The 25,036-nt window shown below is 51.4% G+C and carries 24 protein-coding genes; 9 read left to right on the top strand and 15 right to left on the bottom strand.

Annotated elements, in window-relative coordinates:
- Window positions 1–206: 206 nt before the first annotated feature.
- The gene (locus WCG50_RS01465) at window positions 207–1,724 is read left to right on the top strand and encodes an ADP-ribosylglycohydrolase family protein (protein ID WP_336897779.1); all 1,518 of its coding nucleotides are present in this window, start codon (window positions 207–209) and stop codon (window positions 1,722–1,724) included.
- Between the two features lie 154 nt (window positions 1,725–1,878).
- Here WCG50_RS01465 and WCG50_RS01460 read toward each other — a convergent pair whose 3' ends face one another.
- The gene (locus tag WCG50_RS01460; RefSeq protein WP_336897778.1) at window positions 1,879–3,414 is read right to left on the bottom strand and encodes a tyrosine-type recombinase/integrase; all 1,536 of its coding nucleotides are present in this window, start codon (window positions 3,412–3,414) and stop codon (window positions 1,879–1,881) included.
- A 499-nt stretch (window positions 3,415–3,913) separates the two neighbouring features.
- Here WCG50_RS01460 and WCG50_RS01455 point away from each other — a divergent pair, with 499 nt between their 5' ends.
- Window positions 3,914–4,546, top strand: a complete 633-nt coding sequence (locus WCG50_RS01455) for a DUF6806 family protein (RefSeq protein WP_336897777.1) — start codon at window positions 3,914–3,916, stop codon at window positions 4,544–4,546.
- Between the two features lie 65 nt (window positions 4,547–4,611).
- A complete protein-coding gene (locus WCG50_RS01450) occupies window positions 4,612–5,850 on the top strand; it encodes an HD-GYP domain-containing protein (RefSeq protein WP_336897776.1) in 1,239 nt (412 codons plus the stop codon).
- 53 nt (window positions 5,851–5,903) lie between these two features.
- Here WCG50_RS01450 and WCG50_RS01445 read toward each other — a convergent pair whose 3' ends face one another.
- The 3 genes from WCG50_RS01445 to lexA all read right to left on the bottom strand — a co-directional run bounded on the left by WCG50_RS01445 (window position 5,904) and on the right by lexA (window position 8,027).
- Window positions 5,904–6,911 (bottom strand): D-2-hydroxyacid dehydrogenase family protein, encoded by a 1,008-nt coding sequence (locus WCG50_RS01445; RefSeq protein WP_336897775.1) that lies wholly within the window; start codon window positions 6,909–6,911, stop codon window positions 5,904–5,906.
- Between the two features lie 84 nt (window positions 6,912–6,995).
- Window positions 6,996–7,331, bottom strand: a complete 336-nt coding sequence (locus WCG50_RS01440; protein WP_336897774.1) for a hypothetical protein — start codon at window positions 7,329–7,331, stop codon at window positions 6,996–6,998.
- Window positions 7,332–7,352: 21 nt separating this feature from the next.
- Entirely contained in the window at window positions 7,353–8,027 is a 675-nt protein-coding gene (gene lexA / locus WCG50_RS01435) for a transcriptional repressor LexA (RefSeq protein WP_336897773.1), read from the bottom strand.
- A 100-nt stretch (window positions 8,028–8,127) separates the two neighbouring features.
- On the opposite strand from lexA, the gene WCG50_RS01430 reads away from it, so the two are divergent.
- Window positions 8,128–9,129: an asparaginase gene (locus WCG50_RS01430; protein WP_336897772.1), complete on the top strand. Its 1,002-nt coding sequence runs from the start codon at window positions 8,128–8,130 to the stop codon at window positions 9,127–9,129.
- Window positions 9,130–9,185: 56 nt separating this feature from the next.
- On the opposite strand, the gene adk is transcribed toward WCG50_RS01430, so the two are convergent.
- The 6 genes from adk to WCG50_RS01400 form a co-directional block, all read right to left on the bottom strand.
- The gene (adk, locus tag WCG50_RS01425; RefSeq protein WP_336897771.1) at window positions 9,186–9,842 is read right to left on the bottom strand and encodes an adenylate kinase; all 657 of its coding nucleotides are present in this window, start codon (window positions 9,840–9,842) and stop codon (window positions 9,186–9,188) included.
- A 125-nt stretch (window positions 9,843–9,967) separates the two neighbouring features.
- On the bottom strand, window positions 9,968–10,723 hold the full coding sequence (gene kdsB / locus WCG50_RS01420) for a 3-deoxy-manno-octulosonate cytidylyltransferase (RefSeq protein WP_336897770.1): 756 nt from the start codon (window positions 10,721–10,723) through the stop codon (window positions 9,968–9,970).
- Window positions 10,720–10,902: a Trm112 family protein gene (locus WCG50_RS01415; protein WP_336897769.1), complete on the bottom strand. Its 183-nt coding sequence runs from the start codon at window positions 10,900–10,902 to the stop codon at window positions 10,720–10,722. Before WCG50_RS01415 ends, kdsB begins: the two co-directional genes overlap by 4 nt.
- A 20-nt stretch (window positions 10,903–10,922) precedes the next feature.
- Entirely contained in the window at window positions 10,923–11,948 is a 1,026-nt protein-coding gene (gene lpxK / locus WCG50_RS01410; RefSeq protein ID WP_336897768.1) for a tetraacyldisaccharide 4'-kinase, read from the bottom strand.
- Window positions 11,949–11,952: 4 nt separating this feature from the next.
- Entirely contained in the window at window positions 11,953–12,381 is a 429-nt protein-coding gene (locus WCG50_RS01405; protein ID WP_336897767.1) for a biopolymer transporter ExbD, read from the bottom strand.
- Between the two features lie 2 nt (window positions 12,382–12,383).
- Window positions 12,384–13,013: a MotA/TolQ/ExbB proton channel family protein gene (locus WCG50_RS01400; protein WP_336897766.1), complete on the bottom strand. Its 630-nt coding sequence runs from the start codon at window positions 13,011–13,013 to the stop codon at window positions 12,384–12,386.
- Between the two features lie 318 nt (window positions 13,014–13,331).
- Between WCG50_RS01400 and xseA the strand changes: the two genes are divergently transcribed.
- Entirely contained in the window at window positions 13,332–14,672 is a 1,341-nt protein-coding gene (gene xseA, locus WCG50_RS01395; RefSeq protein ID WP_336897765.1) for an exodeoxyribonuclease VII large subunit, read from the top strand.
- Window positions 14,673–14,728: 56 nt separating this feature from the next.
- Window positions 14,729–15,310, top strand: coding sequence for a Fe-Mn family superoxide dismutase (locus WCG50_RS01390; RefSeq protein ID WP_336897764.1), 582 nt, complete (start codon window positions 14,729–14,731; stop codon window positions 15,308–15,310).
- A gap of 103 nt (window positions 15,311–15,413) precedes the next feature.
- On the opposite strand, the gene WCG50_RS01385 is transcribed toward WCG50_RS01390, so the two are convergent.
- Window positions 15,414–15,866, bottom strand: a complete 453-nt coding sequence (locus tag WCG50_RS01385) for a DUF192 domain-containing protein (RefSeq protein ID WP_336897763.1) — start codon at window positions 15,864–15,866, stop codon at window positions 15,414–15,416.
- A gap of 102 nt (window positions 15,867–15,968) precedes the next feature.
- Window positions 15,969–16,307, bottom strand: a complete 339-nt coding sequence (locus tag WCG50_RS01380; protein ID WP_336897762.1) for a hypothetical protein — start codon at window positions 16,305–16,307, stop codon at window positions 15,969–15,971.
- Between the two features lie 220 nt (window positions 16,308–16,527).
- On the opposite strand from WCG50_RS01380, the gene icd reads away from it, so the two are divergent.
- Window positions 16,528–17,781 (top strand): NADP-dependent isocitrate dehydrogenase, encoded by a 1,254-nt coding sequence (icd, locus tag WCG50_RS01375; RefSeq protein ID WP_336897761.1) that lies wholly within the window; start codon window positions 16,528–16,530, stop codon window positions 17,779–17,781.
- An 86-nt stretch (window positions 17,782–17,867) separates the two neighbouring features.
- Here the strand turns inward: icd and WCG50_RS01370 are convergent, their stop codons facing one another.
- Both WCG50_RS01370 and WCG50_RS01365 read right to left on the bottom strand, forming a co-directional pair.
- Window positions 17,868–21,389, bottom strand: a complete 3,522-nt coding sequence (locus WCG50_RS01370) for a transglutaminase family protein (protein ID WP_336897760.1) — start codon at window positions 21,387–21,389, stop codon at window positions 17,868–17,870.
- Window positions 21,390–21,501: 112 nt separating this feature from the next.
- On the bottom strand, window positions 21,502–21,930 hold the full coding sequence (locus WCG50_RS01365) for a cytochrome C (RefSeq protein ID WP_336897759.1): 429 nt from the start codon (window positions 21,928–21,930) through the stop codon (window positions 21,502–21,504).
- A gap of 188 nt (window positions 21,931–22,118) precedes the next feature.
- Between WCG50_RS01365 and WCG50_RS01360 the strand changes: the two genes are divergently transcribed.
- Window positions 22,119–23,075: an alpha/beta hydrolase gene (locus tag WCG50_RS01360; RefSeq protein WP_336897758.1), complete on the top strand. Its 957-nt coding sequence runs from the start codon at window positions 22,119–22,121 to the stop codon at window positions 23,073–23,075.
- On the opposite strand, the gene WCG50_RS01355 is transcribed toward WCG50_RS01360, so the two are convergent.
- On the bottom strand, window positions 23,072–24,001 hold the full coding sequence (locus tag WCG50_RS01355; protein WP_336897757.1) for a folate-binding protein: 930 nt from the start codon (window positions 23,999–24,001) through the stop codon (window positions 23,072–23,074). The two genes, WCG50_RS01360 and WCG50_RS01355, sit on opposite strands and share 4 nt — an antisense overlap.
- A 47-nt stretch (window positions 24,002–24,048) precedes the next feature.
- Here WCG50_RS01355 and mltG point away from each other — a divergent pair, with 47 nt between their 5' ends.
- Window positions 24,049–25,032: an endolytic transglycosylase MltG gene (gene mltG, locus WCG50_RS01350; RefSeq protein WP_336897756.1), complete on the top strand. Its 984-nt coding sequence runs from the start codon at window positions 24,049–24,051 to the stop codon at window positions 25,030–25,032.
- The last annotated feature ends 4 nt before the right edge of the window (window positions 25,033–25,036 follow it).

The raw sequence follows: 25,036 nt of genomic DNA, 5'->3' as shown, positions 1-25,036 counted from the left end.
ACGGTGGGAACAAGCGACAGAGATACGAGGCTCTACAGCGCGCCGTGGAAGCTCTTGAAAAAAGATCGATGCCACCTCGTATGAAATCCATTGAACTTGCACCGCTGTTGCAAATTACTGGAAAGGTTGCGAGATAACGCAATCGCGGTCATTAAATATATGGCAGTTTCGCTAGTTATCGACTAAGCACGGAGAGGATGATTTTTGTGACGTATAGAACCTATCAAGATAAGTATTTCGAAGCCCGCGCGCTTGCTCAATCTGGAGTGTTGAAGGTTCGCTGGACTGATTGGCTCGCCGCGTCACCTGTGCCATTGTCGGATCAGGTCAATTTAACCGATAAGGTCGAGGGGATGCTGCTTGGCTTGGCAGTGGGAGATTCATTGGGCAATTCGTCAGAATCCCTTATGCCCGATGAGCGCAGGAATCGGTACGGATATATTGAGAATTACCTGCCAAACCGCCACGCGAATGGGCAATGCATTGGTTTGCCGTCTGATGACACTCAGATGGCATTCTGGACGCTGGAGCAGTTGATAGCGAATGGGTGCCTTGAGCCGCAATATCTTGGATTGGCGTTTTCCCGGAGAAGAATATTTGGTATTGGTAAATCTGTAAGGAAATTTTTGAGTAAGTTCAAGGCAGGCACGTCATGGAGACATTCGGGAGCCCCGTCTGCAGGCAATGGCGCCTTAATGCGCATTGCGCCAGTGCTGATACCGTATTTGAAAGAACCAAGTTGCAATTTGTGGAGTGATACGCTGCTTGCCGCGCATCTAACTCACGATGATGCACTTTCCAATGTGTCCTGCGTCGCCTTTGTGGATTTGTTGTGGAAGCTCTTGGGAATGTCTACGGCACCTGAGCCAGCTTGGTGGATTACGACGTTTATTGAAACGTGCGAATGCATTGAGTCGGACCAGGACTACCAACCGCGCGCAGGTCATCCGATAGGTTTTTCTGGAACACTGTCGCAGTTGCTAAAGCAGTATGTATTACCCGCAATTGAACAGAAACGTCCCGTACTGGAAGCCTGTTCTGAATGGCATTCCGGCGCGTATTTGCTAGAAACAGTGCCTTCAGCGCTCTATATCCTTGCGCGCCATGGTAGCGACCCCAGGGCGGCGATATTGTCTGCAGTGAACGACACAAAGGATAACGACACTATCGCGGCAATTGTGGGTGCTGCTGTTGGAGCGTTACATGGACTCGCTGCACTCCCAGATGCATGGATTGCACAGCTGTCTGGTAGAACTGAAGCCTCTGACGATGGCCGAGTGTTTGAACTTCTTGCGAGGGCTGGCGCTGAATTTAAGTACGGTGTTTCCGCAGAGGTTCAGTCCCGCGTGCCGAATGACGCTCTGAAGCAGCCACTTATCCAGTCGAGGGATCTGGAGGAGGATGCCCTTAGCCAAGGGCAAAGCATCACGGTACATAGTCCAACCCTTTGGGTAAAGGTATTTGGAATGCTGAATCAATCCTGGGCTGCCATTGACAATTTGCCCGCGGGCGGAGTGCGCATTTGGTTCATGGATGACCATGGCAGAGTGTTTGACAAGCTGGATTACCAACTGCGACGAGAGGCGAGGGATGCCTTGCGTCGAAATGGCTGGGGAGTGGCTGATAAAGATTTCATCGAAATAGCGGGATTTTCAAACTCGAATCATTCCTGGGATGAAGGTGGTCCTAGGCATTACTCATCGGGGCAATACTGGATTTACTAAGTTGTTAGCAGAGCTACCGGTGACGGACTGTCAAGTTGTAGGATTTAAATCTGTGCGGCCTAGGTATCAGCGGCACTGTGACCAGCGTAATAACGATGGTCATGCCGTAAAAGGGACTGAGAGAGCCCTCCAAACAAGACGCTCAAAATACTGTCTATTGGTAAGCTGCTTCCCAGTCCGGACCACCAGCAAAAATGTTTTCAATCGCAAAGCCAAGTTGCGCCCAAATCTGCTTCTTTTGATTGAAATATTTGTAATGCATGTAGTGCTTGCGTATCTTGGGTTCGTCAATTACGTGGTTTTGACAGCGGTCAATCATGTCGGTGTCTTCGCCCAAGGATTGCAACATCGTGGAACCCGTGCGGCGCAGATCGTGTGGAGTCCAATTGCCTTCCACTCCGCCATTTAGCACCAAGCTATTGTCGTTTCGCCTTCCCTTAATTGGTTTTTTCTGTTTCTTGAACATGACTTGACAATCGCCAACGATTTTTGAGATCGACTTCAGGTCTACGTGGTTTTCCCTCTTTGCGTTGGGGAAGCAAAAAGGAGTTGATCCCGTGAGGGTATGCAGCTCCTTAAACTGAGCCAATGCAAAGGAGGAAAGCGCAACCGTCTGGCTCTTTTTTTTCCCCCTGCTTCCCTTGACGTTTTCCTTTGGGACGAACCAGATTCCATCTTTCAGGTCTACATCCTTCCATTGGGTCATCAGCAGTTCGCCAATCCGGCACATTGTTGACAGGCAAATCCACAAAGCGATCTGGTTTTCCTTCTTCAACGGGCGCGAAACCCCATATTTTTTACCGGCTGGGGTGGCCTCATAGGTTGAGGCCATTGTTGTAAAGACACTCCTTAGTTCCCGAATATCGTTGGAAGAAAGTATCCTCTCGCGCGCTGCATTCGGGTCAAAATCTTCTGGCAGAATATTTTTGATTTCGATCAAATCCATCGGATTTCCTTCGGCCAGCAATTTTCGGTATGGCGGGCGCCGTTGAGCCCAATTGAAGAGTTGTACTAGGTCTTTGTACCTCAACACGGTGGATCGGCCAACGTCGCGTGCAGCCATTACGGACAGAACTTCCCGCATGTTCTTTTCCGTTAGAGCTTTCACCGGGATATCTCGCAATTTTGGTAGGACATCTTTTTCAAAAGACCTCGCAATTTCGGCGTTGCTGTTCTTCCTCGTTACTCCGTGATCTATCCAATCGGAGTACATGTCAAGAAATGTCTTGTTTTCATTGCTTGCGATGACCGCTTGCGCATTGATTTCGTCGACCTTCGCCTGATTGGTGATTTTTTGAGCTTTTTTGTGGTCAATTGGGTTGATACCCCCGTCCAGCAAATTTGCAGCCTCCCTGCGTCTTGACCGGATGGTTGCCAAATCATTCTTGGGCCAAGAGCCGCACCCATACCACTTATTCTGTGTTTTCCATTTGAAGGCATAGCGGTACTTGACGGATACGGCACCTTTTAAGCTGACTTGTATGTAGCCGTAGAGCCCCTCTCCGTCATTGATGTGATCTCCAACCCATTCAGCGGGGATGGCTGCCAATCGCTTCGGATCCCATTTCGGAACTGACTTCGAATCCACTTTTTCCGCACGTGAACCATCTGCGCCGGCTACGCCCGTATCATTCTGATTGCTGCTCAGTTTGTTCTTGGCTGTAGGCAATTGGCCGATCGTTCTTTTCATGATTTCCCCGATGGTTGGTTTGAAGGGTAAACCAAGGGGTAAACCACTTTGTGGAAGTCAGTGTATCTTAATGGACGACCTTGTACAATGCGGTTTCATAACATGTTGATTTTATTGAAAATAGTTCGTATAACGTTGTCTTCGGTTGTCCAATGGTGTTTGTGAATACTAAGATGGGGTGCAAGGGGTCGAAGGTTCGAATCCTTTCACACCGACCAAATAATTCAAGGGTTAGCAGGTTAATACTTGCTAACCCTTTTGTTTTTATTCTCGAAATGTCATCTCATTGAGGTCCTTTGATTTCAGTTCCAGATCGTACTTTCGTATCTGGTGATACTCATCATTTTCGTATGATGTCTCAAACCGGTGTCACAATGAATATGACATGTCAGAATTGACATGTTTAGGGCACTCAAAAAATTTTCATGTGAGGTTTAATACTGTCGTGGTCCTTTTTAAAATTGATGTTTTCTCTTGACCTCATTTACATATAAATTTCATGACACGCTATAACGCTCCTTTTGAGATTCATGTTCATGGTCAGTTGTCTTTGCGATCTGATGTCGTTTTTGAGCAGTTACAAGAAGCCCTCAAACCTTTGTGGAAGTATGCTGGCGCTCGCTCATTAGCTGATGCCGCTGTCAGTTCTTACGAAGATGAACCCGGTATTAAATTTGATGAGAAAGAACACTTGTTGCAGATGTGTTGGACCGTATCTGGTGACGATGATTTTCGGCAAGTACTAGATGAAATGTGTATGAATCTCAATGACCTTGCCCAAGCCGGTGCTGCCATTGAGGTAACCTTTTATGATGCTGAGTTTGACGATGAAGACGAAGAATCTGAAGCAGAATCGCGTGATGATTTTGTAATGCTTTTTGTTGGCCCGGATCCGGCTGCCATCATGCAAGTACAACGTGACTTATTAGTACAAGATGTCATCAACATGATGGAGCGGCATTTCGATGGTGCTGAACTTGGTGGGGTTGTTGCTGAAATTGATAAGTTATTCAGTCAAAGATTTGATGATTTAGTAAGTTCGCTGCAACTTGGAAAGCCTCCCCGTGGCTCAGGGGGTGGTCATGGTGGAGTGGGACACGGTGGAGGGCGTAAACCCAAGCATTTGCACTAACTCGGGTGACACTCACTTTTTTCTAAATAAGCTGTTTTGCAAACTGAATTGATACTCACAGATAAATGCTTAAAAAAATAAGTGTCAATCAGCTCGTGCTTGGGATGCATCTCAAGGAATTTTGTGGTTCTTGGATGGAGCATCCATTTTGGCGCACTTCATTCATCTTGACTGATCCAAAAGACATTGATGCAGTGCTAGCCAGTAGTATCAAAGAGGTCTGGATTGATTGCGCTCAAGGCCTGGATGTTGCAGTTGGTGAATTAGCTGTTTCTGAGGCTGAATCCGAGGCTAAAGTTGAGTCGGACTTAAAAGTGGCATCAGAAGGTAATAGACATGTTGCGCCTGTCACTGCTGCAGTTGAAATTGAACGTGCCACCAAAATATGTCTACAAGCTAAGCAAGCTGTAGTCTCCATGTTTGAGGAAGCTCGGATGGGCAACACAGTCGACGTGGGCGGAGCTCGACAATTGGTTGAAGAGATATCAGATTCAGTTGCTCGCAATCCAGGTGCCTTGATTAGTCTAGCGCGGCTAAAAAAAGTGGATGACTACACCTACATGCACTCTGTAGCTGTTTGCGCCATGATGGTCGCATTAGCCAAACAATTAGGGTTTGATGAGACACAAACACGATCAGCTGGTTTAGCAGGGCTTATGCATGATTTGGGTAAGGCGCTTATGCCAATGGATGTATTGAATAAACCTGGAAAACTCACCGATGCAGAGTTTTCTATCATCAAGAGTCATCCAGATGAAGGGTACAAAATGTTGCTGGGTAGCACCAATGTGGATCCCATGGTGCTGGATGTTTGTCTTCATCACCATGAAAAAACAGATGGTTCTGGCTATCCGAAAGGCATGAAGGATGAATCAATAAGTCTGTATGCCAAGATGGGTGCGGTCTGTGATGTTTATGACGCAATCACATCAAACAGACCCTACAAGTCGGGCTGGGACCCCGCTGAGTCATTACGCAAAATGGCAGAGTGGACAAATGGACACTTCGATCCAAGAGTTTTTCAAGCTTTCGTCAAGAGCATGGGGATTTACCCTGTAGGTTCACTTGTTCGTCTAACTTCCGGGCGTATTGGAGTTGTGATGGAGCAGACGGGCAAGTCGTTAACAACGCCAAGTGTGAAAGTCTTTTTCTCGACAAAATCTGATATGCGAATCACGCCGCAGGTAATTGATTTATCACGCCCAGACAATACAGAAAAAATTGCTGGTCGCGAAGACCCCACTAAATGGAATTTCACTGATCTCAATGAACTCTGGTCTGGTTTTTCCAAAGCACCTTGGTGATTTTTTGGTTTAAAAAGCCACTGACAGTTACAAACCTTTAAATATCAGTAACCTTATCTGCGAACTTGTAAAGCGCCGGGGTTGACGATATTGGTTGGAGTGCCTTTGATGAAATTGATGATGTTGTCAAATGCTGCGCCAAAGTACATCTCATAACTGTCTTGCTCTACATATCCAATATGAGGTGTGCAGATACAGTTTTCCAATCTAAGCAATGCATGACCTTGCAGTATGGGTTCGGTCTCGAATACATCCAAGGCCGCCAATCCGGGTCTGCCGCGGTTAAGTGCGCAGATCAATGCATCAGGTTCAATCAATTCGGCACGCGAAGTATTGACCAAAAGGGCCGTTGGCTTCATTCTGGTCAAGTCGTCAAGTTTGACAACGCCGCGGGTTTCATCCTCGAGACGTAGGTGTAGTGACAGGACATCGCATTGACTGAAAAAATCATCTTTGCTAAGTGCTGCTTGAAAGCCATCCAGAATAGCTCTTTCCCTTGATGGTGCCCTACCCCAAACGAGCACATTCATGCCAAAAGCTTTACCGTAACTCGCCACCAGCTGGCCGATCTTTCCATATCCCCAAATGCCGATGGTTTTACCTTTAAGAATGGTTCCCAAACCAAAGTTGGGAGGCATTGAGCTTGACTTCAAGCCAGACTGTTGCCACGCCGCATGCTTTAGGTTCCCAATATACTGAGGAAGGCGACGTGTGGCAGCCATGATCAGAGCCCATGTCAATTCTGCCGGTGCATCGGGTGAGCCGGATCCCTCGGCCACGGCAATACCACGTTCAGTACAGGCCATCACATCTATATGTGGACCAACACGTCCAGTTTGCACTATAAGCTTGAGCTTAGGAAGCTTCTCGATGAGCTGACGCGGTATATGCGTACGTTCGCGGTTCAAAACAATGACGTCTGCATCTTTCAGTCGGACTGATAACTGCCCCAAACCTTTGACTGTATTGGTATAGACCTTGGCTTGGTAGGGCTCAAGTCGGACGGCACAATCAAGTTTTCGAACGGCATCCTGGTAATCATCCAAAATCACTATATTCATAGTGTGACATTGTGCCTTGGCATTTATTCTGAATCAGAAAATACGCAAACTTCCTGCTGTAATCAGTTGTTTCAACAAATTTTTTTAATGCAGCGCTGTTTCCCTTGCAGCAAGGCGATCAAGTTCAGCACATACGTCAGCCATGCGGCCAGAGATTTTCATTCTTCCAACATTAGAGGGAATGTGATCGGCTTCAAGTATTCGAACGACTCTCAAAGGTCTATTGAAAGATGCTCCAGTTAAAGTTTGATGCTCGTGCCTTTGGGTGTTAGCTGATCTGGTTTGAATAGCAAACTCATGATTGATTTCTTGTCTAGCCGATGGTAAAGAGTTCCCTGTGGACGTAGAAGGCATCAACCAGCGCCAAAGACCTTGAATGGGCGCCAATAATTCAGGAATAACAAAAAGTGCGATGCTCATTGGGTACCTTTCTTTTGACGCTTACATCAGCATAGTGTTGCGGATTAATCCAACGGCGAGACCTTCAATTTCAAAGGAATCACCAGGTTCAACAATGATTGTTTGGTAATCAGGGTTTTCTGGGTGAAGCTCAATTACGTTGTTATTTCGGCGAAAACGTTTGACGGTCACCTCATCGCCCAAACGAGCGACTACTATTTGCCCATTTTTTGCATCTTTGGTAGATTGCACCGCAAGAAGGTCACCATCCATGATGCCCACATCACGCATTGACATGCCGCGTACCTTAAGTAAATAGTCAGGCTTATGCTGAAATAGACTGTTTTCTAGGAAATAGGTTTGCTCGATATGTTCTTGGGCGAGAATCGGTGAGCCCGCTGCTACACGACCAATCAGTGGAAGAGAAAATTGGGATGTACCTGATGTCGAAAGTGAATATTGTTTGCTACGTGACTCATTGATCGAGCGGAGATCATCGCTTTTAATACGTATTCCGCGTGAAGTTCCACTTATCAGTTCAATGACACCCTTCCGAGCCAGTGCCTGTAAGTGCTCTTCGGCCGCATTGGCAGATTTGAATCCTAGTTCCGCAGCAATCTCGGCTCTTGTAGGTGGAGCCCCGGTGCGAGATATCGCACTCTTGATGAGGTCCAGAATCTGCTGCTGACGGGCTGTGAGTTTGGGTCTTTCAAGCATGGCAACTCCTTATTGAGTAGGATAATCTTTGCTGTTAGTCTATACACACTGTTTTAATATACAGTAACTGTATTTTTAACCAGTTTTTGAAAGTTAGCAAGTGACTTCTAGCGAAATTAATAAAAAAATTATTGTGTTGGGCACTGGTGGCACGATGGCCGGTCTTGCTGAATCTAATTCAGACAACATTGGGTACAAGGCCGCTCAGGTGGGTGTAGCTCAACTTCTTGAGAAAGTCCCTGGGTTGGCGTTCATAACCGCTAATTTCCTACTGATATCTGAGCAAGTTGCGCAACTAGATAGTAAAGACATGAGTTTTCTGGTTTGGAAAAAACTGGCAGAGCGGGTGAATTTTTTCTTGAGCCAACCCGATGTACAGGGCATTGTTATTACTCATGGAACAGATACTCTTGAAGAAACTGCCTTCTTTTTGCATGCCGTATTGCCCGCGCAGCAACTCGCGCTTAAGCCTGTTGTATTGACCTGCGCGATGCGTCCTGCATCAAGCATGGCACCAGACGGACCCCAAAATATCATTGATGCTGTCGTGGTGGCCCTCACGCCAGGAGCATTTGGGGTCGTGGTGGTATGTGCCGGCACACTTCATGGGGCGGTTGATGTACAAAAGGTACATCCTTATCGATTGGATGCGTTTAGTTCAGGTGATGCAGGACCTTTGGGCTTTGTCGAGGAAGGAGTCGTTCGTTTGGTAAAAAATTGGCCTCTAGCCCCCGTAGAATCTTCAGAAGACACTATAAATAAAATAGCTAAGGTCGATGCATTGCCAAGGGTTGAGATTGTGATGAACTACGCTGGGGTAAGTGGTGCACTTGTTGATGCAATCGTTTCCAAGGATCACTCCTTCGGGAGGGATATTGCGCCGGTGCTTGGATTGGTCGTTGCCACCACAGGCAATGGGACCGTGCATAGCGATTTGGAAGCATCGCTGATCAGCGCCCAAAATGCTGGCATAAAAGTTGTCTTGGCAACACGTTGTTGCCTTGGACGAATTTTGCCAAAATCGAGCGGCCCGTTTCCTGATTCTCAAGGGCTTTCGCCAGTAAAGGCAAGGGTAGCTTTGATGCTGGCGCTACTGAACTAAATCTAATTCAGTAGGGCAGCGATGATTTTTAAACCTCGGGAATCCGGTCGAATGACTTAACCAGCAAGAGCCTCAAATGCTCTGGCCTTGATCTCATCTACGCTACCAGTGCCGCTGATGGCACGGTACTTGGGTGCCGAGACTTGATCGTTTTTGGCCCAATTGGAGTAGTAATCCACCAAGGGGCGAGTTTGAGCGCTGTAGACGTCCAAGCGCTTGATAACAGTTTCTTCCTGGTCGTCGGCACGTTGAATCAGTGCTTCACCCGTGACATCGTCTACGCCGGCCACTTTCGGTGGGTTGAACTTGACATGGTAGGTGCGCCCTGAGGCTGCGTGTGAACGGCGACCGCTCATACGTTCAACGATGGCGTCAAACGGCACATCAATTTCCAACACGTAATCGAGTTTGACGCCAGCAGCTTTCATGGCGTCAGCTTGCGGGATCGTGCGGGGAAAACCATCAAAAAGAAAGCCCTCTGCGCAGTCGGACTGAGTGATGCGTTCTTTCACCAGATTGATGATCAGGTCGTCGCTGACCAAGCCGCCTGCATCCATGACTTTTTTGGCTTCAATTCCCAGGGGGGAACCTGCCTTAACGGCAGCGCGCAACATGTCACCTGTTGAAATTTGAGGAATGCCATATTTTTGGCAGATGAAAGTGGCTTGTGTGCCTTTGCCAGCGCCTGGTGCGCCTAACAGAATGAGTCTCATGGATGTCGTCCTTGGATTTAATGAAAATCGGTAGCAATGCCTAGGCTTTTTTCAGGCCAATCGAAATGCTTAATTTCATTCAAGAATAGCACGGCACAGCTTCTGACTGGCTTACGTTCGGACACTTACGCTACAAAGAGCCGGCGGACCCGTTCCAGGTCTTCAAGTGTGTCCACGCCCGGGCCGGGTGCGTGCTGACAGATGTGAACTGCAATTCGGTGGCCATGCCAAAGAGCTCGTAATTGTTCCAGGGATTCTGAGATTTCGAACGGGGCTTGTGACAGTGTTGGAAATTGGCGTAAAAATCCAACTCGGTAACCGTAGATGCCAATGTGACGCAATGGCGCTGGCTGGGGTAGCGAATCGGGCTTATCTCTTGCGTGCGGGATGGGTGCTCGGCTGAAGTAAAGTGCCAGTCCCTTAGCGTCAAGCACAACTTTGACAACATTAGGGTTGGCAAAGTCAGCCATGGCGTCAATCGCATGGGCTGCCGTGCTCATGCTGGCTTGAGGCTGATCGATGAGTAACTTTGCCACTTGGCTCACTAAGGCTGGGTCCATCAGGGGTTCATCACCTTGTACATTCACCACAATTTCATCGTCAGTAAGCCCCAAAATATGGCAAGCCTCTGCGAGTCGATCACTGCCGGAGGGGTGATCGTTGCGAGTCAGTAGACATTCAATCCCATGGGCCTGGCAAGCAGTCACGATCTCGGTGCTATCGGCTGCAACAACAACTCGCACTTTGCCAGTTAAGGTTCTGAGGGATAAAACGCGCTGAGCGACGCGCACCACCATCGGCGCCCCCCCGATGTCCGCCAGGGGTTTGTTCGGTAACCGGGTCGACCCCAATCGGGCCGGAATGAGAACGGTGAAGCTCAAAGTCCGAGTTCCTCATCGGTCAGCGTGCGCGCCTCGCTCTCAAGCAAAATTGGAATGCCATCGCGCACCGGGTAAGCCAGTCGAGCGCTACGCGAGCTCAGTTCCTGTTTTTCGCGGTTGAATTCAAGCGGTCCTTTGGTGACCGGGCAAACCAGAAGTTCAAGTAATCGTGTGTCCATGGCGGGATGATAGCGTTGCTTTATGGGCTTGCCAGTAAAGGTGACATTAAATTGTCCAGCTTGGCAAAGAAGGCCGGTTCAGGCGTGAATTCAAGTGGTACGGCAAGCGCAGTGGGCAGTTTGTGCCAGAGCTTAACTGCATCTTTTTCAGTACAAATAACGTTGTAGCCCATGTATTCATTGCTTGATGCGCTTTTAAAATCATAGTGATCTGGCAAGGCAATGGTTTGAGCGAGTTGCAGGCCTAGCGCCCTCAACATAGAGAAAAATTCCTCTGGTTTGGCAATGGCTGCAACCGCCATCAGTGGCTTGGCATTAGGGAGTGCCAAAGTCAGATGACTCAATTCAACTTGGCTTCCATCGGCTCGAATCGCTCGTCGTGCCAATGCTCGCTGTGCTTTGAAGCCGCTAAAAGCAGGCTGAGCGCCGGTATGCAGCACCAGATTAGCTGATCGGGGCCAGGCCTCTCGCAAGGGCCCGGCAGGGAGTAAAAAACCATTGCCGACGCCACGGTCATCAAATACACAAATCTCCAAATCGCGGTGCAGGCTTAAATGTTGCAAGCCATCGTCGCAAAGGACGACTTGGGTTTCGGGATAAGCAGTCAATAAGGCAGATCCCGCCTCAAAACGACTGGATGCCACAAAAACAGGGGCTGAAGTCGCTCGTTTGATCAAGGCCGGTTCGTCACCAACATCTTGAATGGCACTTTCAAGAAAAACCTCGCGGCAGTCTGTGGCCATTCGACCATAGCCTCTTGAAATGACGCCAACCTGTATGCCAGAGGAATGGAGGTGCTTCACAATGGCCATGACAACTGGCGTTTTACCGGAACCGCCCACCACTACATTCCCGATAACAATCACTGGAACCGGGAGTTTTTGCGTTTTATAGAGTCCAACTTTGTAAAGTCCACGCCTCAGGGCTGCCAGAAGCCCAAAAATAAGAGAGACGGGCCACAAAAGCCAAGCAAGTAAGCCTAGTCGGGTCCAAGCTTGCACTAACGTACGTTGCAACGCAAGCAATAGCGTTGCTTTTGTTGTCATGTGTTTACCTGGCCCCAGCTTGGGTTGAAGATTGGGTGGCAAAGGTGATTTGTGTCAGGCCAGAACGCCTCGCGGCTTCCATGACCGTGACCACTGACTGGTGCTTGGCGCTGGCATCTGCATTGATGATGACTACCGATTCCTTACCCGCTTTGGCGCCATCAAGTAGCGCCGCTGCCAGTGTTTCAATACTTCGGTCCGCCACGGGCACTTTATTGACCGAATATGCGCCTTCACTGGTCACTGTGACCAGCACTTCTTTGGGGTAATCGCGCTGCACATCGGCATCGGCCACGGGCAAGGTGAGTTGCAGTTCGGTGAATTTGCTGTAGGTGGTGGAGAGCATCAAAAAAATCAGCACCACCAGCAGAACGTCAATGAACGGAATCAGGTTGATCTCGGGCTCTTCACGCACACGGTGTCGGAATTTCATGCTTATTTCCTCAGGCTGTTGAGGTGATGCACCAAGCGTTCAGAGGCGAGCTCAAGCGTCAGCAGGTACTCGTCAACACGGGCCCGAAAATAGCGCCAGAAAATCAGGGAAGGAATCGCCACAATAAGGCCAAAAGCGGTGTTGTACAGTGCGATCGAAATGCCATGCGCCAGTTGTGCCGGATTGCCGCCCGTTGCGCTACCTGCAGAGGTTTGTGAACCAAAAATCTCAATCATGCCAATCACGGTTCCAAACAGGCCCATGAGTGGCGCTGCCGACGCAATGGTGGCAAGCGCGCTCAAGTACCGTTCGAGGCGGTGCGCAACGAGGCGGCCAGCGCCTTCCATAGAGGAGCGCAATTCTTCTTCGCTGCAGCGTGGATTGGTGTTCAGCGCTCTAAAACCACTGGCAAGCACCTCGCCCAAAGCCGAGTTTTGTTCCAGTTGACTGACGACATCAGGACCCGGCACCGAAGTGCGAGATACATTGAGCACATCATCTAATAATTTGGGAGGTGCAATTTTGCTGGTCTTAAGACTGATAAAACGCTCAATAACAAGCGCCAACGCCAGAATTGAACAGGCAACCAGGGGCCAGATGGGCCATCCTGCGGCTTGTATGATTGAAAACAAATTAGGTCTCCTGGGTGTAAAAAATGCTTACTAATTATCACCCACGCACAGTCGACCTTGCTTTCCTCAGTATGCGAGGGCTCGATATTGTGTGAGGAAATGTTCAAGTTATCTTTGCCCATAATTTAAAAGTGCCACACGGCCGCATCAGCATTAAGTTGTGACAGATTGCTTGCCAATGAGGCAATGAAATATCGAATGAAATCAAACGCTTATGAAATAGTAATTGTTGGGAAATTTCGCCACATCCAAATTCATTGACGCGTCCAGCCCGTGGCGTTTCCAATTTTTCACATGAAGAAACATTAGTATTAAACGATGCCTGAAATCCAATCTACAGTGTTTGTGCCCAGAGTTTGGCAAGTAGGCGCGCTTTGCCGTGCGATTGCGGATACCTTGGAAGCCCGGTTTAACCCGGTTGCAGTGCGCGGAGAAATCACCGGATTTTCCAGAGCCTCCAGCGGTCATTGCTATTTTTCCTTGAAGGATGAAAGCGGACAGATTCGCTGCGCCATGTTTAGACGTGCTGCCACCTTGTTGGATTTTTCCCCCCGTGATGGCGAGCTGGTTGAAGTTCGCGGGCGACTCGGCGTGTACGAGGCCCGCGGTGATCTCCAGTTAATTGTTGAAAGCATGAGTCGTGCCGGGCAGGGCGCGTTGTTTGAGCAGTTTCTCAAGCTCAAAGTCAAGCTAGAGTCTGAAGGCTTGTTCGATGCGGCACGAAAGCGGCCTTTGCCGGTGATGCCGCGTGCCATTGGTCTGGTAACTTCCCTGGGAGCCGCGGCCCTGCATGATGTGATGACTGCCTTGCAACGACGCGTACCGCATATCCCCGTGGTGGTCGCGCCAGCCTTGGTACAAGGCAGCAATGCGCCAGGCGAGATCATTCAATCGCTATTAAATTTATATCAGCTCACGCAAGTAGGACGGGGGCTAGAGCCTGAAAAGGCTAATAAATCAAGAAAGAAAACTGCGCCTGTTGAAGTGGTCATCGATGTGATTTTGCTAGTTCGTGGCGGGGGGGCGATGGAAGACCTATGGGCTTTCAATGACGAACAGTTGGCCCGAACGCTGGCGCAAAGCCCAGTGCCCATCGTCAGTGGCGTAGGTCACGAAACTGACTTCACCATTGCCGATTTCGTCGCTGACCTGAGGGCCCCGACGCCCACCGCTGCCGCCGAGTTGGTAGCGCAACCACGCGATAGTTGGCTGAGTTCAATAGACGCTTCGGCGCGGCGCCTGCAGGATGCTGCGTTTAGGCAAGTTGACCAGCATAGCCAGCGGCTTGATCTGACGATCGCTCGCATGGGGCGACCTTCAGTGCTGGTAGGCCGGCAACGAATGCGCTTGGCTTCTACGGCGCAACGTCTTCAGTTTGCATCGCTTCAGTTTTTGAAGGAGAAAAATCAGCAGTTACAAGCGATTCAGTCCAGCATGCCCGAGTCGCTGGCGCGCGGTGTGCAGCAGAAGCAAGTCAGGCTGGACCGGGCGGGATTGCGCTTGGGCTTACTGGACCCCACACTGGTCCTGCAGCGGGGCTATGCCTGGTTGAGCAACCCGGAAGGTCAGACCATCACCAGCGTTAAGCAAACCCAAATCGGTCAGCCCCTTCGAGCCACCCTTGCTGATGGGCAGGTTGATTTGATCGTGTCACATTGACCTTGCGCAAAGTTTCTACAATCAGCAATTTTTATCAACTAACCCACGAGGTCATCATGGAACATACCCTGCCAGCTCTGCCTTTCGCGATTGACGCCTTGGCTCCCAGCTATTCACGAGAAACCCTGGAATATCACCACGGCAAGCACCACAACGCCTATGTGGTCAATCTCAACAACCTGCAAAAAGGCACTGATTTCGAGAACATGTCCCTGGAGGACATCATCAAGAAGTCCAGCGGTGGTATCTACAACAATTCAGCCCAGATCTGGAATCACACGTTCTTTTGGAATTGCATGAAGCCCAATGGTGGTGGCGAGCCTACTGGTGCCCTGGGTGCAGCGATTAATGCGAAATGGGGAACTTATGCCGCATTCAGAGAAGCCTTTGTGAAATCTGCAGTGGGTAACTTTGGCTCAGGCTGGACCTGGTTGGTCAAAAAGGCTGATGGATCTGTCGATATCGTCAACATGGGTGCTGCGGGCACTCCGCTGACGACTGCTGATAAGGCGCTGCTGACTGTCGATGTGTGGGAACACGCTTATTACATCGACTATCGCAACCTGCGTCAAAAGTTTGTCGAAACTTATCTGGATAAGTTGGTGAACTGGGGATTTGCTGAAGCAAACTTCGCTTAAGTAGTTCTGCTCGTGAAAAAGCCACCTTCAAGGTGGCTTTTTCACATGGAATGCACTGATAGGCTAGGAGAAACGTGCGAACCTAGCTATGAAAATTGAAGCGTTACTTACTGTTAAATGATTCTCCACCCAGCTTGAATCCGGCCTTTATTCCCTTTTTCTCAAACCAACCCTGGTTCATTTCCAGCACAAAACGAACAGGTTTAGTTGAGCAGTGCGCATCAGTCGTTTGCGGCTTCATATCGGCTAGATTGACGATAGTCCCGTCATCTGCAACAAATGCAGCTGTCAGCGGCAGCAAGGTGTTTTTCATCCAAAAACACTGTTGGGAGGCTTGCTCAAAAATGAAGAGCATGCCTTCAGAAGTAGGCATTTCTTTGCGGTGCATGAGACCGGTAGCCCTTTGCTCAGGAGTGGCAGCCACCTGGGTGTCGATGAGGTGCATACCTGCAGAGAGTTTGATTCGCTGCAAATCCAGTTGCGGTGAATTCTGTGCAAAACAAACGTTGACCAGAGAGATGGTCAATCCAAAAAGCCCGATTGAGATTTTATTCATTCTGCTATTTTCATTTACATACAAATGATTCAGACGAAAAAAATGCCCGCGTTAGCGGGCATTTAAGCTTAAATGGTCAAGAATTTCTTCTTGACTACCTAATTACTTAGCTGCGGAAGCAGCAGCTTTCTTGGCAGGAGCCTTGTCAGCAGCAGGTGCTTTCTTAGCAGCGGCTTTTTCAGCAGCAGCGGCTTTCTTAGCAGCGGCTTTTTCAGCAGCAGCGGCCTTCTTGGCTGCTTTTGCGTCGACTTTGGCTTCGGTCTTGGCAGCAGGTGCAGCAGCAGAAGCGGCAGCAGCAGGTGCAGCAACAGCAGCTTTAGCAGCAGGAGCGGCAGCAGCAACTGGAGCAGCAGCTTTGGCTGGTGCAGCAGCAGGTGCGTCAGCGGCGAATGCGCCAGCAGCAAAAAGACCAGCAACCAAAGCGGCGAGAAGTTTGTTCATTTTTCAGTTTCCTTGAGATAACGTTATTTCAAAAATTTCCTCCCAATCTCTGGAAGGTCTAGTCGTAACGGGGTTGGTTTGACATCGGTTGACAGAAAATCAAATTTATTTGAGACTAGAATTCAAAAATTGTTGAATAAAACTGTCTTTTCATTGGGAAAACGTTCAGGTTTTTCTTCAAAAAAGCGTTAGCCAAACTAATCAACGGAGACTCCAACCCATGTATCAACACATCAAAGTGCCTTCTGAAGGCCAAAAAATCACCGTCAATGCTGACATGACTTTAAATGTGCCTGATCAGCCGATCATCCCGTTTATTGAAGGTGATGGTACTGGCTTGGACATTACACCGGTGATGATTAAAGTTGTTGATGCAGCGGTGGCAAAGGCTTACGGCGGCAATAAGAAGATCCATTGGATGGAAGTCTATGCCGGTGAGAAATCTACCAATGTGTACGGTCCTGATGTGTGGTTGCCAGCAGAAACCCTTCAGGCGTTGCGCGACTACGTGGTGTCTATTAAGGGCCCTCTGACAACGCCCGTGGGGGGCGGTATCCGTTCATTGAACGTTGCCATGCGTCAAGAGCTTGATTTGTATGTCTGCTTGCGCCCCATTCAATATTTTGACGGTGTGCCCAGTCCCGTGAAAGAACCCCATAAAACCAATATGGTGATATTCCGTGAGAATTCGGAAGACATTTATGCCGGTATTGAGTTTGAAGCTGAATCAGATAAGGCCAAGAAAATCATCAAGTTTCTTCAAGAAGAGATGGGCGTAACCAAAATTCGCTTTCCTGATACGTCTGGTATCGGTGTCAAGCCGGTGTCACGTGAAGGAACAGAGCGGCTGGTTCGCAAGGCGCTGCAATATACGATTGACAATGACAAGCCAAGCCTGACGATAGTTCACAAAGGCAACATCATGAAGTACACCGAGGGTGCTTTCCGTGATTGGGCCTACGCTTTGGCTCAAAAAGAATTTGGTGCTGAATTGATCGATGGCGGACCTTGGTGCAAATTTAAAAATCCAAAAACCGGAAAAGATATTGTGGTTAAAGACAGCATTGCCGATGCTTTCTTACAGCAAATTCTTTTGCGCCCCGCAGAATACAGCGTCATTGCAACCTTGAACTTGAACGGCGACTACGTTTCGGACGCCTTGGCGGCACAGGTTGGCGGTATTGGCATTGCACCTGGCGCGAATCTGAGTGACACCATTGCCTGCTTTGAGGCAACTCACGGTACGGCCCCCAAGTACGCGGGTAAAGACTATGTCAATCCGGGGTCCGAAATTCTCTCGGCTGAGATGATGTTGCGCCACATGGGTTGGACCGAAGCGGCTGACCTCATCATCAGTTCAATGAAAAAATCTATCAACAGCAAAAAAGTTACTTATGACTTTGCCCGTTTGATGGATGGCGCGACCCAAGTCAGTTGCTCAGGATTCGGGCAGGTCATGATCGACCACATGTAATCGCGTACAAAGGCCGCTAAAGGCCTAAAACAAAAAAGCCCCAAGTGATTGATTTACTTGGGGCTTTTTGTTTATTCATGCGGATGCTACCCGCGACGCAAATCCCGCGTAAACGGAAACTCCCGGCTACCCGCCACGTTGATGGTGGCTGGCGGCACATTCATTATCCCAGGCGTGTGGCCCATCGCGACAAAGCGTGACATCCGACGGCTTTCGGCCTCGTAGGCATTGACCGGGAAAGTGTCGGGGTTCAAACCGCCCGGGTGCGCGACGTGGTACTCGCAACCGCCGAGTGAGCGTTTCATCCAGGTGTCCACAATGTCAAAGGTGAGGGGCGTATGAATGCCAATGCTAGGGTGCAGCGCCGACGGTGGGTTCCAGGCTTTGTACCGTACACCCGCCACAAATTCACCGGTGGTGCCGGTCGATTGCATTGGCAGCGCCTGCCCATTGCAGGTGATCACGTAGCGGCTTTCGTTCATGCCGGTGACGCGCACTTCCATGCGCTCCAGCGAAGAGTCCACATAGCGGGCGGTGCCGCCCGGTGCGCCTTCTTCGCCCATCACATGCCAAGGCTCCAGCGCATTGCGCAGCGTCAGCTCAATGCTGGCGGACTGGATGGATCCCACAATGGGGAAACGGAACTCGTAGTGCGGCGCAAACCAGCTGCTATCGAAAGCGTAACCCGAATCGCGCATCTCTTGCATGACGTCATCAAAATCCTGCTTGATGAACGAGGGCAGCATGAAACGGTCGTGCAACTCGGTGCCCCAGCGCGAGGCCGGTGCCTTGTAAGGCGTTTTCCAGAAACGTGCCACAAAGGCCCGCAACAAAAGCTGCTGCACGATGCTCATGCGTGGGTGCGGTGGCATCTCAAAAGCGCGCAACTCCAGCAAGCCCAGACGTCCGGTCGCCGAATCGGGCGAATACATCTTGTCGATGGAAAACTCGCTGCGGTGGGTGTTGCCCGTGGCGTCAATCAAAATGTTGCGCAAGGTGCGGTCGACCAACCACGGCGGCATGCTGTGGCCGTGCAGCTCCCGATTTTTGTATATTTGCTCGATGGCGATTTCAAGCTCATACAGCTGGTCATTGCGGGCTTCGTCCACACGCGGGGCCTGGCTGGTGGGGCCGACAAACATGCCGCTGAACAAATAGCTGAGCGAAGGGTGGTTGTGCCAATACAGCAGCAGGCTGGCCAACAATTCTGGCTTGCGCAAGAACGGACTGTCGGACGGCGTCGCTCCACCCATCACAAAGTGATTGCCACCGCCGGTGCCGGTGTGGCGGCCGTCTTTCATGAATTTTTCAGCAGACAGGCGTGACTCAAAGGCGACGTTGTACAAAAACTCGGTGTTCTTGACCAGATCACCCCAGTTGGTGACCGGGTGAATGTTGACCTCGATGACACCCGGATCGGGCGTGACTTGCAGCAGTTTCAGGCGCGGATCACGCGGAGGAGGGTAGCCTTCGAGCACCAGTTGCATGCCCAGTTCTTGGGCTGTGGCTTCGACGGCGGCCAACAGATCAAGGTATTCCTCCAGCCTTTCGAGCGGTGGCATGAAGATGTAGAGTACGCCCGATTTTTCACCAACCGCTTCAGCCTTGGGGCCACTGGCGCGGCGTGGGTCACGCACTTCAACACAGATGGCGGTGCGAGTCACCCAACCGGCGGATTCTTGCGCCTTGGGAGCGGCGGCGAAACTGGCTGGCTCGGCTTGCGTTGCGCTTTGGGCGCTGGCTGACAAGGGCGCAGCCGTGCCGATCGTGGTCGAGGTTTGAAACTTGCGCGTTGCCTCAGTCGCAGGCCCGGTGCCCGACAGGTAAGGCGCTGCGGTAGAGGCTGCTGCTGCCGCGGCCACACTGGCGGTGGCGGTTGGCACATAACGCGTTGCAATGGCTTCGTGCGCCGGCAATTCTTCGCGGGGGGCCGAAGGGTCTTGCGCCAGCATGTAAGGGTAATCGGCCTTGCTAACCCAAGGCTGGGAGTCCAGCGGCAGGCGCAGGCCCATCGGTGAGTCGCCCGGCATCAGGTACAGGCGTTCATCGCGCAGGAACCACGAGCCCGTGGTCCATTCAGGTTTGCCATTGCTGGACTTTTCAGTCACTTTAATGGGCAACACGTAACCAATGACCGAGTCCAGTTTTTGCTCGAACACGCGGCGCAGTCGGGCGCGCTCCATTTCGTCGTCGAGCTTGGAGTTGAACGGATCGACATTAACCGGCAGACGACGCTCGCGCCACAGGTAATAAAACACGTCCTCGTGCGCGCTTTGCATGAATTTGTCAGTGATGCCCAGGCGCGCGGCCAGGGTCATGGTGAAAAGACAGGCGTCATCCGACGTGTAGTGCGTGGGCGTGCGTTCATCGGTGAACAGGGCCGGGTTGGCCCACACCGGTTGGCCGTCAGCGCGCCAATAAATATTCAACGCCCAGCGTGGCAATTGCTCACCGGGATACCACTTGCCCTGACCAAAATGCAGAAAGCCGCCATCGCCATATTCGGCGCGAAGTTTTTGCACCAATTCGGTGGCAAATCCCCGTTTTGTGGGCCCGAGTGCGTCGATGTTCCATTCTGGTGCGTCGCGGTCATCCACCGCTACAAAAGTGGGCTCGCCGCCCATCGTCAGGCGGACATCACCCGCCTTCAACTCTTTGTCAACGGCGCTACCGAGTGCCATCACTTCAGCCCATTGCTCTTCGGAGTAGGGCTTGGTGACACGGGGTGACTCGTAAATACGCGTCACGGCCATGTGGTGCTCAAACTCGACCTCGCACTTGTCCATGCCGCCTTCTATCGGCGCTGCACCGGAGGGCTGCGGTGTGCAGGCCAGTGGAATATGGCCTTCGCCCGCCAGCAAACCAGAGGTGGCGTCCAGCCCGACCCAGCCGGCGCCGGGTAGGTAAACCTCGCACCAGGCGTGCAGATCGGTGAAGTCGACTTCGGTGCCGCTGGGGCCGTCGAGCGATTTCACATCGGGCTTGAGCTGAATCAGATAACCCGACACAAAGCGTGCAGCCAAGCCGCAATTGCGCAGCAGTTGCACCAGCAACCAGGCTGAATCGCGGCAAGAGCCAGAGCCTAAAGTGAGCGTTTCGTCTGGCGTTTGCACGCCGGGTTCCATGCGAATCGTGTAGCTGATGGCCTTGTGCACCATCTGGTTCACATCCACCAGAAAATCGATGCTGCGGCGCTTTTTGAGATCAATGCGCGCCAAGCAGTCCTTCATATTTTCAGTCAGCTCTTCGGTGGCTAAGTAGGGCGCCAGCTCTTGCTTGAGCAGGCTTTCGTACTTGAAGGGGTATTGTTCGGCGCTGGGCTCCAGGAAGAAGTCAAACGGGTTGTACACCGCCATCTCGACCACCAAATCGACCGTGACCTTGAATTCGCGGGTCTTTTTCTCAAAAACCAATCGGCCCTGGTAATTGGCAAACGGGTCTTGCTGCCAGTTGATGTAATGGTCTTCAGGCTCAATTGTCAGCGAGTAAGAAATGATCTTGCTACGGCAATGCGGTGCAGGGCGCAATCGGATCACCTGAGGGCCAAGATTGACCAGGCGGTCGTATTTATAGTGGGTAACGTGGGTCAGCGCAGCGTGAATTGACATAAGTTGTCTCGTTGATGTGGCGAGGAAAAAACCCCGCCGTGTTCAAGTAAAAGCAATGTTAGTGCCACATTGTTGCGGTGGCAGTCAAAGCGGACGTATGAGCGCGTTGGATTCATCGAATCCGGTAAGCGAAATGGCAACTGACACACGATGTGGTCAGTGTTGGGAGTGAATCGAGTGTTTTTTCACGGTCGCCTGTGGCGGCAATCAGCGCAAAAGCACTGGCAGCTTTGTGCCCATCCATGGCGATGGCGTGCATGGCAGGTGGCATGTGTGGCCCCGGTCGGGCCTCAAAAGGTAGTTTTCTGTTTTTACCCATGGCCGTGTTGCCCAGTTCTTGCTCGGCCAAAACGCCTGCTTCTGCAAGTTTCCCGCTAACGGTCAAGCTGATAATTTCGTTGAGGGTGAGTAAATTGGCGCGCATTTGATCGCGTAAGCTCTCGGCCGCCGCCGCTGGTAGCGGTGCCAACTGACGCACATCTTCAGCCTCAACGGCGCTACAAACCAGCACAGCCAAGCACAACGTCAATTTTTTTTTCATCATAATTTCCTTGGTAACGAACTATAAGTGGCCGAAGGTTGAATTTTGATGACGTAACGCTGATTTCAGTCAGTTTTTACGGATCAGGGAAATTCCACTGACGTGAGCCGAGTTGGCAGGTGACTCTATGCACTGAAGTGTTGCGTGTACGATTAAAACCGTCACCCTCAACCAGAAACACACTCGCCATGCCTCACCACCGTAATCCGCGTGCCTTGCTGACACCCGCCATGCACCATGTGCTTGACCGCATGGCGCGTGCTGGTCAGGTGCCGTTGCACGCCCTGTTGCCTACGCAAGCGCGTTTGGCTTATGAGGCCGGTGCAGGCATGCTCGACGTCCCTGCTGTCAAGTTGGCGCGTATTGAGAGTTTTACTCTTCCGGCGCGTGATGGTTTTGAAATCCCCGTGCGGCTTTACGCCCCCTCGCCTGACAAACTGCCCGTGCTTATTTATTTTCATGGGGGTGGATTCACCATCGGCAGCCTCGCCACGCACGATGTGCTGTGCCGCAGTTTGAGTCACTTGAGTGGCTGTGCAGTACTGTCGGTGAACTACCGACTGGCGCCCGAATATCAATTTCCGGTGGCCCAAGACGATGCCTGGGATGCGGTTCAATGGGTCGCAAATCAAGGGGATGTCTTGGGACTGGACACCCGTCGACTGGCGGTGGGGGGCGATAGCGCGGGGGGAACACTGGCTTGCGCTTGTGCCATACAGGCCCGTGATGCTGGCTTGACCTTGGCCCTGCAACTGCTCTTCTACCCCGGTTGCGCGGCACATCAAGACACGCTTTCTCATAAAAAATTCGCCCACGGGTTTCTCATTGAAGAAGACCTGATTAACTATTTCTTCAATCACTACTTGCGCTCGGCTGCCGACCGCGAGGACTGGCGTTTTTCACCCTTGACAGCGCCTGATCTGGACGGCTTGGCCCCCGCGTGGTTCGGGTTGGCTGAATGTGATCCGCTGGTGGATGAAGGTGTTTTGTATGCCGATAAATTACGCGCGTCAGGTGTGGCGGTCGATTTGGAAATTTACCGGGGCGTGGTGCACGGTTTTATCATGATGGGCCGCGCCATCCCAGAAGCCCACCGGGCCCACGCGGATGCCGCGCGGGCGCTAAAAACAGCTTTTTCGGTTTAAATATCTGCCAGCAATGGGTATGGCGCGGGTGCGATGATCAATGCTGGCCCAGTAGCACTGCCATGATGCAACTCACCGGCTTCTGCGGCGCTAACCTGAAGCACCACGATAGCGTCAAACCCGCTCAAACCTGAATCAGCTGGGACTGCCGCAGACTGAGCCACGGTGCCGCAAGGCTGAGTGGCATCGTTTGCCTGAAATATTTCATCGCCTGCCTGAAGGGGTAGGTCTGAATGTACGAGGTAAGCACGTCGTTTCAAGGTGCCGCGAAACTGGCTTCGCGCCACGACTTCCTGGCCGGGGTAGCAGCCTTTTTTGAAGTTCACGCCGCCCACCGATTCGTAGTTGAGCATTTGGGGGACGAACGCTTCAACGATGGGTGCCGTGATCATGGCAATGCCGCTTCTCACCTCGCCCCATTGCCAATCTTGCGTGCTCAGTGCCACACCTTGAGGTGATGCTTCATTTGCGGGTGTCAGGTAAAGCGCCCGCTGGACGCCATCGGCCGGGTAAAGAAAAACCAGGTTTGCAGGCCCTGAATCGACCTTGGCCCAGGTGCTACCTGCGCTGGTAGCTACTAAATCAATAGCGTCACCCGCCAAGCCAAATAAAGCGTAGTCGTCGCTGGCATCGCTCAATTTGGCCTTGGCGCGCATCACGAACATGGCCAAACGCTTCAGGGTGGTGTTCAAAATATCGCGACTACACACCAGCAAAATTTCAGTGTGACTCCGTTTGAAACCCACAAAACTGGCCTGCATCCGGCCCTTGGCTGAGCAAAAAGCTGCCAGACGTGCCTCTGACAAACCCAACAAGGAAAAATCCTGGGTCAACTGGCCATGTAAAAACTTGGCCGCCTCTTCACCCTCGATGCGAATGACACCGAGATGAGTGAGTGGAGCCACACCATTTAATTTGTTTTTCATGCGGTGAATTATCATCGCCCATCAATTTCTTGGAAGGCTGTAGGGCTGTGCGTCGACTCCTGACTTTATTTCTAATTTTTGCGGCACTGGCCGGTGGTGCAGCGGTCTGGTGGCTGAACCAAACCCTGGTTCTCAATGCCGACTCCGTCGACCTTTCTATCGAGCCTGGAACCTCTGTGCGAGGTGTGGCGCTAGCTGCCAACGAGGCCGGCGTTCAGGTCAACCCGTCTCTTCTCTATTGGTGGTTTCGCATGTCTGGGGACGCGCGCCTGATCAAGGCGGGAAGCTACGAAATTACAGCCGACGCCACGCCGCGTAGCCTTCTGAGAAAACTCGTTCGGGGCGAAGAGTCCTTGCGTGCAGTGACCCTGGTCGAGGGGTGGAACTTTAGCCAGGTTCGCGCTGCACTCTCAAAAGCAGAGCAGCTTAGGCAAGATACACGGGGGCTAGAGGCTGATTCGATCATGAATTCTTTAGGCCGGCCAGGTCTGCATCCTGAAGGGCGCTTCTACCCTGACACCTATACCTATGCCAAAGGCAGCAGCGATCTGGCGGTACTTAAGCGTGCCCTGCGGGCCATGGACAAAAGACTGGACGAGGTCTGGCGCCAACGCCAGCCCAACACGATTTTAAAAACACCCGAGCAAGCCCTGATCCTGGCCAGCATCATCGAGAAGGAAACCGGTCGTACCAGTGACCGCGCCATGATTTCCGGCGTGTTCACCAACCGCTTGCGCATTGGCATGATGCTGCAAACCGACCCCACCGTCATTTATGGGTTGGGAGAAGATTTTGACGGCAACCTGCGGCGTCGCCATCTGCAAGCCGACACGCCCTGGAATACTTACACCCGCGGCGGTTTGCCACCCACGCCCATCGCCATGCCCGGCAAGGCTTCTTTGTTGGCGGCGGTGCAACCGGCCCCAACCAAGGCCCTGTATTTTGTGTCGCGCGGTGACGGCACCAGCCAGTTCAGCGCGAGCCTCGAAGAGCACAATCGGGCCGTCAATAAATTTCAGCGGGGACAGTGAAGGC

The sequence above is a fragment of the Rhodoferax sp. genome, from assembly GCF_037143375.1.
Classification (GTDB): domain Bacteria; phylum Pseudomonadota; class Gammaproteobacteria; order Burkholderiales; family Burkholderiaceae_C; genus Rhodoferax.
Note: the sequence above shows the minus strand (reverse complement) of the source record. Positions and strands in the feature narration are given on the sequence as shown.